Consider the following 15,424-nt stretch of genomic DNA (forward strand, 5'->3'; position numbering starts at 1 on the left):
CATAGGCGGGAATTCGCCGGGTCCGGGGCGATAGACGTTGAGCGTGGCGGAAACGGCCGGCTCCCCATTCACATTAATCGAACAGTCGAATGACGCCATATTGCCATCATTGAAGACCATCTCGACGTCAACCAGCAAATGATCGCCCGATCCGAAATAGTCGCGATCCGACAGATAGCGCCTTGAGCCCAGCAGAAATCCTATGGACGGTTCGGCCGCATTTTCCACCTGCTGTGCACCATCGAACGCCGCTACCGTCTGCGCCATATATTCAAGTCCCACGTAGGCCGGGACACCCTTGCCCTTCCGGAAAAAGGTAGAGCTCTCGCTTATTCGAAGTTCGGCGGTCGCATGGGTGTCCGTCTTGTCCACCAAGCGGTCGACCAGCAACATCGTATCCCGATGAAGGACCAGCTCTTCTATTGGCGGCAGTCTCTTCGTCATCATCGTGCCAGTATCAAAGCGGTGTTGTTTCCCCCGAACGCGTAGGAACAACTCATCATGAAGGCCCCGCCCGCCGGTGTACCGACCTCATCGACAAGCCTCAATTTCGGCAGCGCCGGATCATTTTCCCCGTCCCATATCTGGGGCGGCGCCAATCCACTCTCCAGCGCCATGGCAACAAAGGCGGCCTCGGTGGACCCCGCCGCACCCAGCAAATGACCGGTCAATGTCTTGGTGGAGCTGCACGGCGCGTCGGGGCCGAATATTTCGTTCGTCACCAGCGCCTCCATTGCATCGTTCAATCGCGTCGCCGTGCCATGCAGGTTCACATAGGAAATATCGGATGACGTTATGCCCGCGCTTTCCAGCGCGCGCGTAATGGCAAGCCTCGCCCCGCCTCCCTTGGGATCGGGTGCGCTCATGTGATGGGCGTCCACGCTCTCGCCATACCCGGCCAGCCTCAGCGCCGCCTCTTCGCGGGTCAACAGGAAAAGCGCGCCCCCTTCACCCAGATTGATCCCCTTGCGATTGACGCTGAAGGCGTTACAGCGTTCGTCCGAAACGGAATCCAGGACAGAAAAGCCATTCAGGGTCAGGCGGCACAATGTATCCACGCCACCCGCCACGACCGCATCGCAAAGCCCGCTTCTCAGCAAGCGGGCAGCGCTTGCCAGCGCCTTCGCGCCGGAGGTGCATGCGGTGGAGACGCTGAAGCTCGGCCCTTCCGCGCCGATGACAGCGGCGGCAAACGCCGCAGTGTCGCCCAGTTCCTGCCTGGCGAACCGGTAGTCATCGGGCCAGCGGCCGGTTTCCTCCCGATAGCTCAACGCATCCTCGCTCCGCCGGATACCCGATGTACTGGTACCGATGACGACAGCCAGACGCGACGGGCCGTATTTTTCCCGGGCCAGGGCAATCTCGGTTTCGATCTGCCCCAGACAATGAAGAACAAGCCTGTTGTTCCGGCTTTCCCATTGCACCAGCGGGCCCCGAAGCTCCGGCAGAGAAAACCCCAGCGCCCCGACCGGCACGGATCGACCATCATCGAGCGTCGTGCGCTGCGAAAGCCCTTCCGCGGAAGCGGCGAAAAGATTGCGGGATACGTTATCCCAGTCAGCGCCCAGCGCATTCGCGATGCCGGCGGCGTTGAAATAGATCGCGGCTTTTTCCCCGTTGTCACGACGGCCACTCATGGCGACACCATGAGCCGGCTCTGAATATCGAGCGTATAGCCATATGCGTGATTGACGAGACGCGCCCTTGCGTTCCAGGGCTCGTGAAGAGGCCTTTCAACTTCGACTACAGTCTCTCCGTTCCGTTCCAGCTTGCGCCCACCGTCATCGCCCGCAACAAGCTCCGCGCCTTCGATGTTTCGACGCAGGATATTCTCCGGTGCATAGACGAGAGCGAGGTCTGCCAGCAATCTTCTGGCCGAGAGGCTGGACGGTGCGATCGCTTCCCTCTTTTCAGCGATCCCGTTCGCGGTCCAGTCAATCCGCATGATGCGCGGTCCGGACGGCACGGTGAGTACGATGGTGAAACGCCCGGAGCTGCTCTCGATCAATGCCTGAAAGACCTCGGTCCGGTTCCGGTAGCGGGCCTGAACCAGCTGCTGTGCCGTCACATCGGCGCCGAAAGGCGGCGTGGCGGGAAGCCGCAGCGCGATGCCGGGCGCAATGTTCTGAACCGGCCCGACGGACACCGGATCGGTGTGCCGCGACGCCCCCGCGCATCCCACCAGCAGCGTCATCAAGAACAAAATAAGGTAACGACCTAGCTGCACAGACCCTCGACCAATTTCAGGTATTTTTCCGGTTTCTGGACAAAGGGGTTTGCCTCGTCCCACGCATAGCCGGCCAGAACCGACGTAATCATCGATTTTATCGTGTTCGGGTCGGCCGGTGGATTGAATATCACACGTTGGAGGCTGCCATCATACCAGCCGTTTACATATGCCCTGAACGTGTCCACCCCCCGGCCGAGCGGCTCGGCAACCTCCCTGTCCCAATCGGGTGTATCGCCCGCCAATTGCCGGGCAACCAGCTTTGAGGCCAGATTGGCAGACTTGAGCGCAATGGTGACGCCGGAGGAAAAGACCGGATCGAGAAACTCGCCGGCATTTCCCAACAGGGCATAGCCATCGCCCGCAAGCCGGCAGACAGAGCAGGAGTATCCTGAAATGCCCTGCACTTCCCTTACAGGTTCGGCCTGCTCGAGAAGATGCGACATCCTTCCCGATTGCGCGACAAGCGCGGCGAACTGCTCTTCCGGCGTTTCTCCATTGGCTGCAATTTCTTCGGGACGCCCCACAATCCCCACCGATGAAATTCCATCGGCCAGCGGAATAAGCCAGTACCAGATCTGCGCATTGTGCGGGTTGACCGAAATCAGAATCTTGTTTCGGTCGAATGAGTCCGCCCGTATCCGATCCCTGACATGCTTAAAAAGCGAAACACGGCCTGGGAAGGTGGAAGGCCTTTCCAGATCCAGAAGGCGGGCCAATACGCGACCGAAGCCGCTGGCGTCGAGCACGAAGCGCGCCGTAACACTGCGTTCCTCACCCGCTTCGTCGCGCACACGCAGCGTCGGCGCCGCGGGATCGGGACGCATGTCGACGACCGTCTGGCCGAACCGGAAGCGGGCGCCTTTTCTTTCCGCGCCCTGCGCGAGCAGAGCATCGAACCTGTCGCGACGCACCTGATAGGTCGTGCCCCAACCTTCCGCCGATTTCTTCCGGAAGTCGAAACTCTGTTCCTTGTCGCCATAGCGAAATGTCGCGCCGTTCTTGTGCTGGAAGCCTGCCTCAATCACATCCTGCAGCAAGCCGGCCTCTTCCAGCCATTCCATGGCCTGCGGCAAGAGACTTTCGCCAATGGAGAAACGCGGAAAATGCGCGCGCTCCAGGACTTCCACGTCCAGCCCCGCATCAACCAGCATGGCCGCTGCGACCGAACCGGAGGGGCCCGCCCCGATAATTACGACATCCGCATCCATGATCTTTCCCCCCGGTCGATCACACTTTACTCGTCCGCTTTCTCACCATCGGAGACAGCGTCAATGACAGGAATACGCCAATGGCGACCGTAATGCCAAAACTCCTGACAGGCAGAACGGAACTCAGGCTCAGCAGCCCGACGGATATGCAGGTCATGAGGGCGGCCAAGGCAATACCGACCCGTGTCCATCTGCCCTCCTCGCGCGGGCTCTCCCACTGGAAGATCGCGTAATCCACCCCGGCGCCGACGACCAGAAAAAGTCCCATGGCGGAGAAGAACGAAAAGGGCTGGCCCAGCAGCATCCCGATCGCCGGCGTCACCAGAACCGCAGTCACCATCGGCAGCATTATCCGCAAGGCATCTAGACGGCGATAGGCCAGCAGCAACAGGATGCCCGTCGCCAGGATGGATGCGATCAATCCATATGTCGCATGCTGACGGTATTCGCGCATCAACGAGGAATAGCGGGCCGCCGGATCGACCAGCTGCCAATATTCTCCGGTTTCAAGCCCTTTGGGGACTGCGCCCCCTACCGGCACGATCGACCAGAACACATTGCCCGTGCGGCCGCGCAGGGAGGCGATGAAGCCGGGCATCGCGGCACCCTCTTCCTCCGCATCATAGGCATGCAGGTTGCCGCCCCCCAGTTTTCGAAGGGTCGGCTCGAGGTATGGCTCGATCAGGCGCTTTTCGATCAACTCGCGATTGTCTTTCCGTCGCGCCTGCGACGGTGCAATGCGGCTCGCGGCCCAGGTCACATCCTGCATCTTGCCGCGGCGCGCCACCTCGCGCAGCAGGTCTTCCTCGTGGCGCACAACGTCGTCCCTACTATCGCCGCGAACAAGAAAGAAAAGACCGCTGCTCCGAAAGCCGGTGATGTCCCTGACGCGGGCTTCCTCCGCTGTGAGTTTCGCCGAGGGAGCCTGGAACTGGCGGACATTGTCTAGGAGATGTCCTTGCGCATATCCCGCAATGGCAAGGATGGCGAGACCCGCCATCGCAATCGACACCAGTCGGGCAGAGGGAACACTCGCCAGAAACCGGCCCGGATATCTGTCGGCCCATCTGGCCCCCGGGCCCGTTCGGACGCGCCGTCCTTCCAGCAAAGGCGTCAGCAGAAAAGTCGCAACCCATGCCGATACGAGCCCGACGCCGCCAAGGACGGCGATCTGCTGAAATGCCTGGATGGGAAAAACAAGCAAGGCAGCAAAAGCTCCCACCGATGTCAGCATGCCAAGGCTCAACGGTGTCCATATGGCGGCGCGGCGGCGGGCACGCGACGGCGCCGCATCCCCCAGCCCCGTCACCAAATAATAGGTCGTGTAGTCGATGACCATGCCCGTCAGCGCAGCGCCGAAGACGAGCGCCATGGCATGGATATGCCCGAACACCGCGATGGTGACCGCAAGCCCGATACTCAGCGAGTAGATGACCATTCCAACTGCAATCAACGGGGCGCGGAACGAGCGGAATATCAGCCAGTAGAGCAGAAGAACTGCCGCCGTCGTCACGCTGCCGATGATCGAGATCTCGGTCCGGGCCTCTCCCGCGCCATACGTCGCGTGAAACAGGGCGCCTGCCCGGCTGAGACGAAGACCCTTGGACAGATATTCGGCCCGCCAGCGGGAAAGCGCTTCGCCGATCCTGTCCTGCACATCGAGCCGGAAGACGGATGCTGTAATGCTCCCCGAAACGACGCTCCCATCGCCATCCGCCATCCCGCGCATGCCCGCAGGCACGAGGCACCCGAGGAGCCGGCTCGTCAGAAGAAGCGGGTCCGTCTGCAAAAGGCGCGACGCCGCGATGCCGGTTGGGGCATACCATTGCCGCAATGCATCCGCGGCCATTTCATCGCCCCGCCCGTCCGCCAGGCGCGCCTTGTCCGCGCTACAGAGAAGTTCGGTGCGATGCGTGTGGAGCCAGCGCCACAGCTCCTCCGCATCCTGCGATGACGGACGGAAAAGCCCGGTCTCCTCCAGAAGGTCCGTCAGCCTTGTCGCCGCCTGAGCCCGAAGCGACGGCGTACCGCCTTCGATGACGAAGGCCACCCTGTCAGATGCGACACCGCTTGCCCGCTGAAGCGCGTCCGCCAGAACGGGATCATGCGCATCGGCCGGTAGGAGAGACAGGATATCGGTATCGACCGCCTCGAGCACGCGCTGCGCGACGAACAGCACCGCCCCGAAAAAAACCAACAGAGCCAGCAAGGCCGGGACCAGACCCGCACGGATCATTATTGCGCACCCGCGCCCGACGCAGTGTCGGCAAACCGGATTTTCTGCATGTCGCCATCTGCCTGCCGGACCACGACACGCTCCACATCGGTGCAGCCCTGTACGGAGATGGAGGCCAGAATTTTCCGGAGACGTTCATCCAGCGGCTTCAATTCGACGATCCAGTTTCCTCCATCGGGGTCGGTCGAGCGCGAGATCGCAAAGGTCGACGACAACTCATCCCATTGACCGCGCATCAAGGCCGTGATGGGGCTTGCAATCGCGGCGCCTATCGCCCCCGCCCCCTGCCCGGCCGGTTCCGGCGCGCCGCCGTTCACGGATTGAACGATACCTTCGGGAGAAATCGTGGTCTCCATGTCGAACGGGTCCGTCATGTGCCAGACGACCTTGTCGGCGGTCGCCGTCACCACGCCTTCCGACATCAGCGGTTTTTCCATGCCCTGAAGATATTTCTCCTGCCAGAAATGCCGCTTCACCGAATGCGCCTGGAGTTCGTCCGGCGGCGGGCAGGCTTGCGCGAAAACAGGCCCGCCCGCAAGGCAGGTAAAGACTATGGCAGATAGGGCGAAAGTTTTTCGCGAAGCACCGGCGGCGTTTCCCATTGCATTTCCTGGCTCTGAATATCGAGTGCGACATGAACGGTGTGCCCACTCGTGATTTTTTTGCCCGTTTCCATATGCGAAATGAGATAGGAAATTTTCAGGCGGTTTTCCCACTCCGTTATTCCAGCGGTGATTTCGGCTGTCTGTCGCAATTCGAGCGGCCGATAGTAACGAATATGCATATCTATAACCGGCCATGCGTAACCCGACTCCTTCATGGCCATATAATTGTACCCGATCTTGTCCAGCAGAGCGCCGCGTCCGATCTCGAAAAACCGCGCGTAATTGCCGTGCCAGACGATGTTCATGGGATCGAGGTCGTAGAACTGCACCTTGATCTGCGAGGTAGCGGTGACAATCGCCTTCATTCCTGCGTCTCCCATAGCAGAGGCCAAGCCTGTGCCTGAATATCTTCGCCCATCGCACGCAGCACGTGATCCAAAGGCCGATCCTCATCTATGAACGGGACCCGCTCCCCGACGACCGAAACGAACGCGCCAAGGCCTGGCGGCATGTCCTCCGGCAGAAGCTCCCCCCGATCCTGTCGAATCCGCAATGCCTGGCAGCAGGCGATGGTCAGCGCCGCAGCGACCTGTTCGGTCAATTCCAGCACACGCAGCGCATCTCTCGCCGCAATGGTGCCCATCGACACCTTGTCCTGATTGTGACACTCAGTGGACCGGGAGAAGACGCTTGCCGGCATGGTGAGTTTCAGGGCTTCCGCCGTCCATGCGGAGGAAGCAATCTGCAATGCCTTCAGTCCATGATTGATCTGCGCGCGGTCGCCCTGCGCGCCCGACAGGTTCGGCGGCAGGCCATTGTTGAACTTCGTATCCACAAGAAGCGCCATCTGCCTGTCCATCAGGTCGGCGAGGTTAGCGACCAACGTCTTGAGGCTGTCCATTACAAAGGCGACATGCCCGCCGTAGAAATGACCGCCATGCAGCACATCGCCGGTTTCGGGATCGATGAGCGGATTGTCGTTTGCACTGTTGAGTTCGGTCTCCAGAACGCCACGAAACGACGGCAGCATATCCTCCAGCACGCCGATAACATGAGGTGCGCATCGAAGCGAGTAGCGGTCCTGCAAACGGGACGGCTCATGCCGTTTTGCGAACAGCGCCAGATCCTCACGCATGCGCGCCGCCACCAGCATCTGACCGGGATGCGGCTTGGCCATGAAAAGCCGCTCGTCGAAATGAGCCGCATTCCCCATGAGCGTCAGGCAGGCAAGCGAGGAGAGCCGGCTGGTCAGCGCGGAGAGATAACGACTGCGTTCAAAGGCGATTGCCCCCAATCCAGTCATGACCGCCGTTCCGTTCATTACCGCCAGCGCTTCCTTGGGGCGCAGTGCGATCGGCATCAGCCCCTCCGCCGCAAAGGCTTCGGACGCCAGGACCTCTTCGTCCCCGAAGCGAACCATGCGTTCGCCGACAAGGGCTCCGGCTATGTAACTCAAGGGCGTCAGGTCGCCGCTCGCACCGACGGAGCCTTCCGCAGGGATAAGCGGAAGAATATCCCGCTTGAGCATCTCGACGAGGAGGTCCACCAGGTCGAGGCTGACGCCGGACCATCCATGCACGAGCGAAGAGAGACGGGCGGCCATGACGGCCCTCGTTTCCCCCGCCGTCAACATCCGTCCCGTGCCGCAGCCATGAAATCGCGTCAGGTGCAACGGCAATTCGGCCACGAGCGCGTCCGGCACGTCCGCCGTACAGCTATCGCCATAACCTGTCGTGACGCCGTAGATCACGCCGTCGCGCGCGAGCGTCGCATCGACATGGCGGGCAGAGCGCGCAAGGCTCGCCCGGAACGCTTCGTCGCCATTCAATACCGGCGATGCGTGTCCGGTCGCGACCGACCATATATCCGTCAGGGCAAGCGGCCCGGCCCCGAATACTATCTTTTTCTGAACGCTCAACTCGAAAGCTCTTGTTCCATGGTTTCAGCGGAAGACGGCATATCAGCCGGCGGCGTCAATCCACCGGGACGCCAATAGTCGAAGAAATTGAACCATTGCAGCGGCGCCTTGCGAAGATACACCTCCAGGCGCTCAGCGTATTGACGCGCATAGGCGTTGATCACGCGTTCCCGGTCCCCGCGCGGCAGGACGATGCGCTCGGCAAACGGCTCGAAATAGATCCGGAACCGGCTTCCGTGCCGCAGGCAGAATAGGAAATAGACCGGCCATTTAAGGATCGAGGCAAGGATGTAGGGGCCCTGCGGGAAGGGCGCCGGTTCGCCGAGGAACGGCGCCCAGCTGACGCGGCCGCCCTCGCTTACGGGGACGCGGTCTCCCACCATGACAACGCTTTCGCCGTTTTCGATCGCCGTTTGCAGAAGGATTGCCGTTTCCGGCCCGATTTCGGTGACCTGGATCATGCGGACGGAGGACGAGCGGGAGAACCTGTTTATCACTGCGTTGAAGCGCACGGCATTCGTCGTGTGAACCAACACGTTGACGCGAGACCTGTTCGTCAGGCTTGCCACCGCACGGATCACCTCCGGGTTTCCCAGATGGCCGGTCAGCACAAAGCTCCCCCGGCCGCTCGTCTCACTCTCATAGAGATGCGGGTCTTCGGTGCCGTCCACGTCGGGCAGCGAAATATTGCCTGTCCAGGCTGCGAATTTATCGAGGGCCGCCCCGCCGAATGTCATGAAATGCCTGAACGACGTTCGCCACCCCGGTTCGCGGGGCAACATGCCGGCCCGCCATGCCCGACGGAGATAGCCCATGGACGCATGCCGTTGCTCGCCGCCGGTGAGGAAGAAGAACAGCACGATGGGCGACAGGAGCACCAGGCATACGCGCCGCCCGAACAAGCGGTAGAGGATAACGGCGATCCAAAGCCCCGCCATGCTTCCGCGCTCGGCCAGGCCTGCCCAATGGCGGGACGTGTCGCGCTTTCGCGACCAGCGCGCGGCGAGCAGAACGGGAAGACGCCACAGCATCAGGAAGAAGAGTTTCGCATGCATCCGCGAAATCTCGACATTGTCCCACGCCTTGAAGTTGGAATAATTTCCTTCCGGATAGGTGACGCGCACCGGCAAAACGACGACCGGCACGTTCCCCCACCGAAGCCTTACGAGAATTTCCGTATCGAATCCCATACGCCGGGCAATATTGGCCCGGGCGACCGTTTGCAGTGTCGTCTCGACGGGATAGACGCGAAAGCCGCACATGCTGTCGGTCTTGCGCAGCGACAATGTGTTGACCGCAAACCAGAAATGCGTGATCCACCGGCCGATAAGGCGCGCTTTGGGAATCGTGTCATCGAAGATCGGCTCAGCCGTCACAACCGCGTCCGGTTGCTTCCGTGCAAGCTCGATAAGCTCCGCCGTTCGGGAAAGATCGTGCTGCCCGTCGGCATCCACCTGAAGCATATGGGTGAAGTTCATGCGCGAGGCATAATCAAGCGCAGTGAGAATGGCGGCGCCCTTGCCCGCGTTTTTGCGATGACTGAGACGTGTCACGCCCTCTTTTCCATCGCATATTTCTTCAATACGCTTGGCGACCTCCGGCGCGTTCCCGTCGTCGACGACGATAACCGGCAACCCTTCCTCACGAAGCCGGGCAATGATCGCATTCAGCGCCGAGACGTGATTGTAGGTGGGGATGACAGCACAGGGGCGGAACGGCATCACTTCCCCGTCCTGAACGAACCGCTCGCGACCACTTCGTCGTCCTGGAGATAGCGGAACTCCGTTCTCTCATCGCCCTTCCGCGCGAGAGCCAGCCTCACCTGCGCACCCGGTTCCATAACGCGCCTGAATTTCACGCGGGACATTTCATGCCCGGTCGGCGTACTCCCCCATGAAGCCTCCGCCAGCAGAGAGGCAATATGCAATTGCGCAACACCGGGAAGGATCGGTCGGCCGGGGAAATGCCCTTCGAACCAGCGCAGGTCCGGATTGAGTTCCAGTTCGAAAACCGCTTCCGCATCGCCGACCTGCTGCCTGAGAATTATGGGGAGGTCTCTTGCCGGCGCGGCAAAAAGTGTCCTCAGCTGCGATGCGACACGCTTTCCCTGCGCGTTTTCCGGAATATGGGTCACGAAACGCCAGAAGCGCGGACGCTCCATCGGCTCCAGCCTGTCGGCCAGTGCCGTGCGCAGCTCTCTCGAATATCTGAAGGCGCCAAGCCGAAGGAGCTCTTCCTGCGCTTCGGGCGCGAGACTGACGACCGCCCCCAATGTCGTGCTCTTTCCGGGCAGGTCGATCGCGGCAGCGTCCGATATGCCCGCCAGGTCGCGGAGTGCTTCTTCAACGCGTGGCAGGGAAACACGCTTGCCTTCAATCTTCACGACGCGGTCCAGGCGGGCCAGCAGCGTAAAGCGGCCGTCTTCCTCGAACGAGGCCCGGTCGCCCATGGGAAGAAATCCATCGGTGCCGGTATAGGGCGAACGCACCTCCAATGCGCCACTGTCATCAAGGCGGGCTTCCACGGCCGGGAGCGGGGTCCAGAGCGCCGGCGTCTCAGCCTGCGTACGCCATGCGACACCGCCTGTTTCGGTGCTCCCCAGAACCTCGATCGGATATTGCCCCAGTTTCGCCGCTGCGTCTTTCGCCGCCACGGCGGAGAGGAGACCGCCCGAGGAGAAAATCCGCGAGGCCGGCGGATCGAATGCCACTCCATCGGGGATGCGGCTCAAATGCGCGGGGCTGGAGACAAGGCACGCGCCGTCAGCCATATGATGCGCGACCTGCTCCCAGATTTCCTGCCGCCGAGCAAGAAGGGGCGTGCCCCCCGCCAGCGGCCAGAGGAGCCTGAACAGCAGCCCGTATATGTGCTGATGGGAAACGGTCGAAACAAGCTTTCCCGAAGGTGCCCCCCACAATTGCAGATGCGCCTCCACTTCCGCGGCCAGCTGACCGACCGTTTTAAGGCACAGCTTGGGCTCACCGGTGGTGCCCGAGGTGAAGAAGCAAACGCGCCCCGCCGCATCCGGCATCTCGATGCGTGCCACCCCATCCGCCGCACTTGCCTGCGTGACGGCAATGACACCAGCTCCGCCGAGGCCGCCCTCCAGATCGGTGAGCAATTCTCGGCCCGCACCGATTTCGGCAAGATAGGCCGGCGCCGCATGACCGGGCAATCTCACTTCCCTGCCCGCTGCCAGGGCTGCGATAAATCCGGCCAGGAAATTTGCAGTATCTTCGCAATAGAGAAAGACCGGGCCTTGCTCATTCGCAAGCTCGACGCTCAGACGGGAGGCTTCCGCACAGATATCCCCCGCGCTCAGCACCTCCTCGTCGCGCATGGCGATTATCCGATCGCTATCGCCGCGCCGTAGGAAATGCCAGAGATCGACCGTCATGAAACTTCTTTCCGGCTCCGCACGATTTTCCGCACGATGTACTCACCCGCGAAAAGCATGCCTGCGAACACATAGCTGACGGCACCGTTGTAAAGGCCCCAGAGAAACAGGCTCCCCTGCAACGCCGTCCAGAGCGCGACGCTTCCGTTCAGAACGAAGAACCCCATCCAGACCCATGTCACGCGGCGCGTGTACTGCACACCATGGGCATCCAGATCCGGCTCCGCTATCCGCGCGAATCTTTCGATCATGCTCGGCGGCCGGAGCAGAGTAAGCCCGAAGGCGAGCAGCATGGTCAGGTTCATGAAAACGGGATAGAGGCGAGCCGCGAGCTCCGCATCGATGAGTGCCACCAGAAGCTCTATAACGGCGACGGCAAGGAGACACAGCGTCATCTCGACGGGAACGGGCACCTTAGTAGGCAATACCGTGCGAAGAAGCAAAAGGGCGATCAGCACCGCTATGATCGGCCAGGGGCCGGTCCACCGCATGCTGAGGGCGGCGGCCAATGGAAAGAGCAGCGACGCTACAGCAAAAACCGCAGCCCAGGGATCAGGCCGCTTGTCCGAGAAGCTCATGAACCTGGCCAATCACATCACGAACACTGCGAACCGACTGAAACTGTTCCGCAGATACTTTCTGGCCAGTGAACTCCTGAAGCTTCAGAACAAGGTCGACGGCGTCGATGCTGTCGAGATCCAGGTCGTCCACAAGCTGGGCATCGAGCGTCACCTGTTCGGGCGGAATCTCGAACAGTTCGTCCAAGAACTCCTTCAGCTTTTCGAGAATTTCGTCCTCACTCATATCGCTTGCTCCTGCAGCCCCTTTTGCCGCGTGATAAAGCGAGCAAGTTCTCTCACACTCGCAAAATAGTCCGCGAGATTTTCGTCCTGCGGATCAACCTTGATTCCGAACGTCTTCTGTATTTCGACCCCGATTTCCAGCGCATCGATCGAGTCCAGGCACAGCCCTTCGCCGAACAGCGCTTCTTCCGGATCGATATCCTCGGCCGCAATGTCTTCCAGATTCAGCGTCTCGACAATCAAATGCCGGATCCGCCGCTCGAGCTCATCCATCTACTTCCCCCCGACGAGAACTTCACTCAACCTCGAATTGAGGCGTCGCGCAGCTTTGGATTGATTAGCATCCTCTATAAAACTGTCAATTTCAATCAAACTGCCCACTGCTATTGTAAAAACGGCTCTGGTCGCCGGAATCTCATACCACTTTTGCCCCTTCTTCAGGGTCGGAGGTTCACAGCTTATCGTGACCGGCCGGATCGGCGCGCGCGCCTTGAGGGCAATGTTCGCCGCCCCCCGCTGAAACTTCACGGGCGCACCCGGAACGGTCCGGGAGCCTTCGGGGAACACCACGAGATTATTTCCCTCGGCAAGCACGGCGGCACAATCGTCGATCAGCTTTTCCGGCTGGTCATCGTTGCGGATATAGCCCGCCGCCGCGATAACCCCACGCATGAAGGGGTTACGCCAGAGCTGCGCCTTCACGATACATTGCGTGCGTCTCATGACCGACATCAACAAAACGACGTCGATAAGCGTCGGGTGGTTCGCCACGACAAGCGTTCCCGTGTCAGAGGCCAGCGCGTCACCGCCCCGCACCTCAACCCTGATGACGCCGAAAGCGGTCATGAAGAGCACATGCAGGCGAAAGGCCTTCTGTACCAACCACTGCGCGTAGTGCGCCCGCCGCGCCCTGTCGCGGACGAAGAGATTCATCAGCGGGAATGCCGTCAAAGAAAGGAGGAGGCCGCCTATTCCGAAGAAGGCGAAGGACAATCCTGTGCACAGCAGACGCGTGACATATTCAATCCGTCGCATCGCTGCCAATCCCGAACGACCAGCGCAGGCCTTGCGTCTCCCAGATATGGCGTTTCGGTGCATCCGCCCGAAGTATAGCGATGAGCGAGCGCGCCAATGTCTCCGAAGAGGGGGCGGTGGCCGCCGCCGCGGCCTCGCCGCCAACCGCGGGGCGCAGATATCCGACCGGGCCCGACACCTCTGCCATGGAAAGCGAAAGGGCAAAGGCAATCCCTTCCGCCTCGCCGGTTTCAAATTCCTTGAAGGCCGAGGGGAGCGCATAGTCGGCGTAAAGGAGCGTAACCGGCTGCTGCGGCGCCTCGTTCATTCGCGCCCAGGCTTCGCAGATACCCGCCGAGAGGCTTTCCGCCCCCGCCGCTATCGCGGTATGGCCGACGCGGTTCTTCTGCACGAGATCCATTACCCCCGGCACACCATTGTGCACCGACATGGAAAATCCCGCCGGTGAAAGCGGGGTGTGTTCGGTCAGATTCTGGAGAAGCCGGTAGGCGACATTCACGTCGCCATATCTTGAGCAGAACACTATGTCGGAGTTCCTGTCCGACACCCCTATTCCGCAAGAGACAGCCATGCGCCCGTAAGGCCCAAGCCGCCGGCGAAAAGAGGGAGGGATATCCGCTTCGTTTGCGCATACCCCCAGCCTCTCCGGCTCGCTTTCGGCCGTTTCCTGGATGAAGGCGGCCCATGTCCCGACATGAGCGACGGGAACAGGCTCGCCTTCTTCTACATATGTCCTGGAAGTCATGCCCCTCCGGCACCACACTCGAGCGTCAAGCTATGGCTGCTCCGCCCCGACCGTCGAGCGGCCATATAACACCCTGCTACCGGGCTAGTTTCACGATGTCGCCTTTCAGCGCCACGCCCGACATCAAGAACCCGCTATAGCACTCGAACTTATCGTCATAAGAGACATCGTTTCTCTTGAAATAGCTGTGGATGTTGATCACCGCATTCGCGCCCTGAGCCTTCGCTTCTTCCTGAAGGGCGATCAGCGCGGAGAGCATCACATGCATGCAGGCTTCGTGGTCGGACTTCGCGAATCCGTTGGTCTTCTTGTTGGTTACGGTTTCGCCGAAATTCGTTTTCACTGCCGGGTGCTTCGTGTTTCCGAAATAGAAAGAGACGGACCCATCCAGCTTTTCCTTCGCGGCAGGCGTGTTCAGAGCGCCCGCCACCGGATAGACGTGCTTCTCGTCGTCTGCCCTGGCCGGACCGCCGAACGTCATTGAAATACCAAGCACCGCGATCACCGCGAAGATCGCGGTCAAATTTTCCAGTTTATGGAACATAGCCCCCCGCTTCGTTCCGGATATCGGCAAGCTCCCCCTGCCCCCGAAACGTCAGTTCAAGAATAGGCCAAGACCCTAGCATTCACGGAGGGGCAGAGCCATTCCGACGTCAAACCCTCTCCCTATTCGCTGCCGTATATCGACGATGAGCATGCCCGCGGGCAGGACAATGGCATTGCAAAAAAGGGTTGCATCGCCTTGGGATTGTGAAAGTATTTTCAGAATAGTGAAATTATTTGATGGATTTTTCATTCTTGGCAAAGCCCCGGACCAAAACAGCGCCCGCTGGAACCGATACCAAGCAGACAGATTTGCGCGTTCCTATCGGCACACAGATCCGCGAGCTGAGACGGGCGCGCGGCCTGACGCTGACGGACCTCAAAAACCTGACCGGACGGTCGCTCGGCAATCTCAGCGAGATGGAACGCGGCGTCAGCCCGATCAATCTCGACGCGCTGGACGCCATCGCCCGCGCGCTGGACGTGTCCATCAACTGGTTCTTCTCCGGCGCCAATAACGGTCCGGCCGACGAACGCGACTATGTCGTGCGCAGAAATGCGCGCCGCGAGATCAATCTCAGCCAGGCGGGCACACGCGAAGAACTGCTCTCCCCTCACCTTACCGGCGCACTGGAACTCGTCATGACCACTTTCACCCCCGGTATGGGAACGGGCGAGAATGGCCGGGAGCGGCGGGGGGAAGA

At 60.8% G+C, this 15,424-nt stretch carries 17 protein-coding genes; 1 reads left to right on the plus strand and 16 read right to left on the minus strand.

Annotated elements, in window-relative coordinates; all coding sequences use genetic code 11:
- The 16 genes from CMI59_RS12185 to CMI59_RS12260 form a co-directional block, all read right to left on the minus strand.
- Positions 1-393, minus strand: a 393-nt coding sequence (locus tag CMI59_RS12185) for a hypothetical protein (RefSeq protein ID WP_293328526.1), incomplete at its 3' end; no start/stop codon positions are given.
- Between the two features lie 50 nt (positions 394-443).
- Complete coding sequence (locus tag CMI59_RS12190; RefSeq protein ID WP_293328527.1) at positions 444-1,637, minus strand: beta-ketoacyl-ACP synthase; 1,194 nt, start codon at positions 1,635-1,637, stop codon at positions 444-446.
- Positions 1,634-2,194, minus strand: coding sequence for a DUF3261 domain-containing protein (locus tag CMI59_RS12195; protein WP_293328542.1), 561 nt, complete (start codon positions 2,192-2,194; stop codon positions 1,634-1,636). The genes CMI59_RS12190 and CMI59_RS12195 overlap by 4 nt, the downstream gene beginning before the upstream one ends.
- A 23-nt stretch (positions 2,195-2,217) precedes the next feature.
- The gene (locus tag CMI59_RS12200; protein ID WP_293328528.1) at positions 2,218-3,438 is read right to left on the minus strand and encodes an NAD(P)/FAD-dependent oxidoreductase; all 1,221 of its coding nucleotides are present in this window, start codon (positions 3,436-3,438) and stop codon (positions 2,218-2,220) included.
- A 19-nt stretch (positions 3,439-3,457) separates the two neighbouring features.
- The gene (locus CMI59_RS12205) at positions 3,458-5,674 is read right to left on the minus strand and encodes a hypothetical protein (RefSeq protein ID WP_293328529.1); all 2,217 of its coding nucleotides are present in this window, start codon (positions 5,672-5,674) and stop codon (positions 3,458-3,460) included.
- Entirely contained in the window at positions 5,674-6,150 is a 477-nt protein-coding gene (locus CMI59_RS12210; protein ID WP_293328530.1) for a LolA-related protein, read from the minus strand. The genes CMI59_RS12205 and CMI59_RS12210 overlap by 1 nt, the downstream gene beginning before the upstream one ends.
- Before the next feature lie 74 nt (positions 6,151-6,224).
- Complete coding sequence (locus CMI59_RS12215) at positions 6,225-6,644, minus strand: acyl-CoA thioesterase (RefSeq protein ID WP_293328531.1); 420 nt, start codon at positions 6,642-6,644, stop codon at positions 6,225-6,227.
- On the minus strand, positions 6,641-8,197 hold the full coding sequence (locus CMI59_RS12220; RefSeq protein WP_293328532.1) for an aromatic amino acid ammonia-lyase: 1,557 nt from the start codon (positions 8,195-8,197) through the stop codon (positions 6,641-6,643). The genes CMI59_RS12215 and CMI59_RS12220 overlap by 4 nt, the downstream gene beginning before the upstream one ends.
- Positions 8,194-9,918, minus strand: coding sequence for a glycosyltransferase family 2 protein (locus CMI59_RS12225; protein ID WP_293328533.1), 1,725 nt, complete (start codon positions 9,916-9,918; stop codon positions 8,194-8,196). The genes CMI59_RS12220 and CMI59_RS12225 overlap by 4 nt, the downstream gene beginning before the upstream one ends.
- The gene (locus tag CMI59_RS12230; protein ID WP_293328534.1) at positions 9,918-11,594 is read right to left on the minus strand and encodes an AMP-binding protein; all 1,677 of its coding nucleotides are present in this window, start codon (positions 11,592-11,594) and stop codon (positions 9,918-9,920) included. The genes CMI59_RS12225 and CMI59_RS12230 overlap by 1 nt, the downstream gene beginning before the upstream one ends.
- Entirely contained in the window at positions 11,591-12,172 is a 582-nt protein-coding gene (locus CMI59_RS12235) for a hypothetical protein (RefSeq protein ID WP_293328535.1), read from the minus strand. The genes CMI59_RS12230 and CMI59_RS12235 overlap by 4 nt, the downstream gene beginning before the upstream one ends.
- Positions 12,147-12,398, minus strand: a complete 252-nt coding sequence (locus tag CMI59_RS12240) for an acyl carrier protein (RefSeq protein ID WP_293328536.1) — start codon at positions 12,396-12,398, stop codon at positions 12,147-12,149. The genes CMI59_RS12235 and CMI59_RS12240 overlap by 26 nt, the downstream gene beginning before the upstream one ends.
- A complete protein-coding gene (locus CMI59_RS12245) occupies positions 12,395-12,670 on the minus strand; it encodes a phosphopantetheine-binding protein (RefSeq protein ID WP_293328537.1) in 276 nt (91 codons plus the stop codon). Before CMI59_RS12245 ends, CMI59_RS12240 begins: the two co-directional genes overlap by 4 nt.
- Positions 12,671-13,432 (minus strand): lysophospholipid acyltransferase family protein, encoded by a 762-nt coding sequence (locus CMI59_RS12250; protein ID WP_293328538.1) that lies wholly within the window; start codon positions 13,430-13,432, stop codon positions 12,671-12,673.
- Entirely contained in the window at positions 13,419-14,177 is a 759-nt protein-coding gene (locus CMI59_RS12255) for a beta-ketoacyl synthase chain length factor (protein ID WP_293328539.1), read from the minus strand. Before CMI59_RS12255 ends, CMI59_RS12250 begins: the two co-directional genes overlap by 14 nt.
- 76 nt (positions 14,178-14,253) lie before the next feature.
- Positions 14,254-14,700: an excinuclease ATPase subunit gene (locus CMI59_RS12260; protein ID WP_293328540.1), complete on the minus strand. Its 447-nt coding sequence runs from the start codon at positions 14,698-14,700 to the stop codon at positions 14,254-14,256.
- A gap of 332 nt (positions 14,701-15,032) precedes the next feature.
- Here CMI59_RS12260 and CMI59_RS12265 point away from each other — a divergent pair.
- A partial coding sequence (locus tag CMI59_RS12265; RefSeq protein WP_293328541.1) for a helix-turn-helix transcriptional regulator occupies positions 15,033-15,424 on the plus strand: 392 nt, incomplete at its 3' end.

The organism is Parvibaculum sp. (assembly GCF_002684405.1).
GTDB lineage: Bacteria > Pseudomonadota > Alphaproteobacteria > Parvibaculales > Parvibaculaceae > Parvibaculum.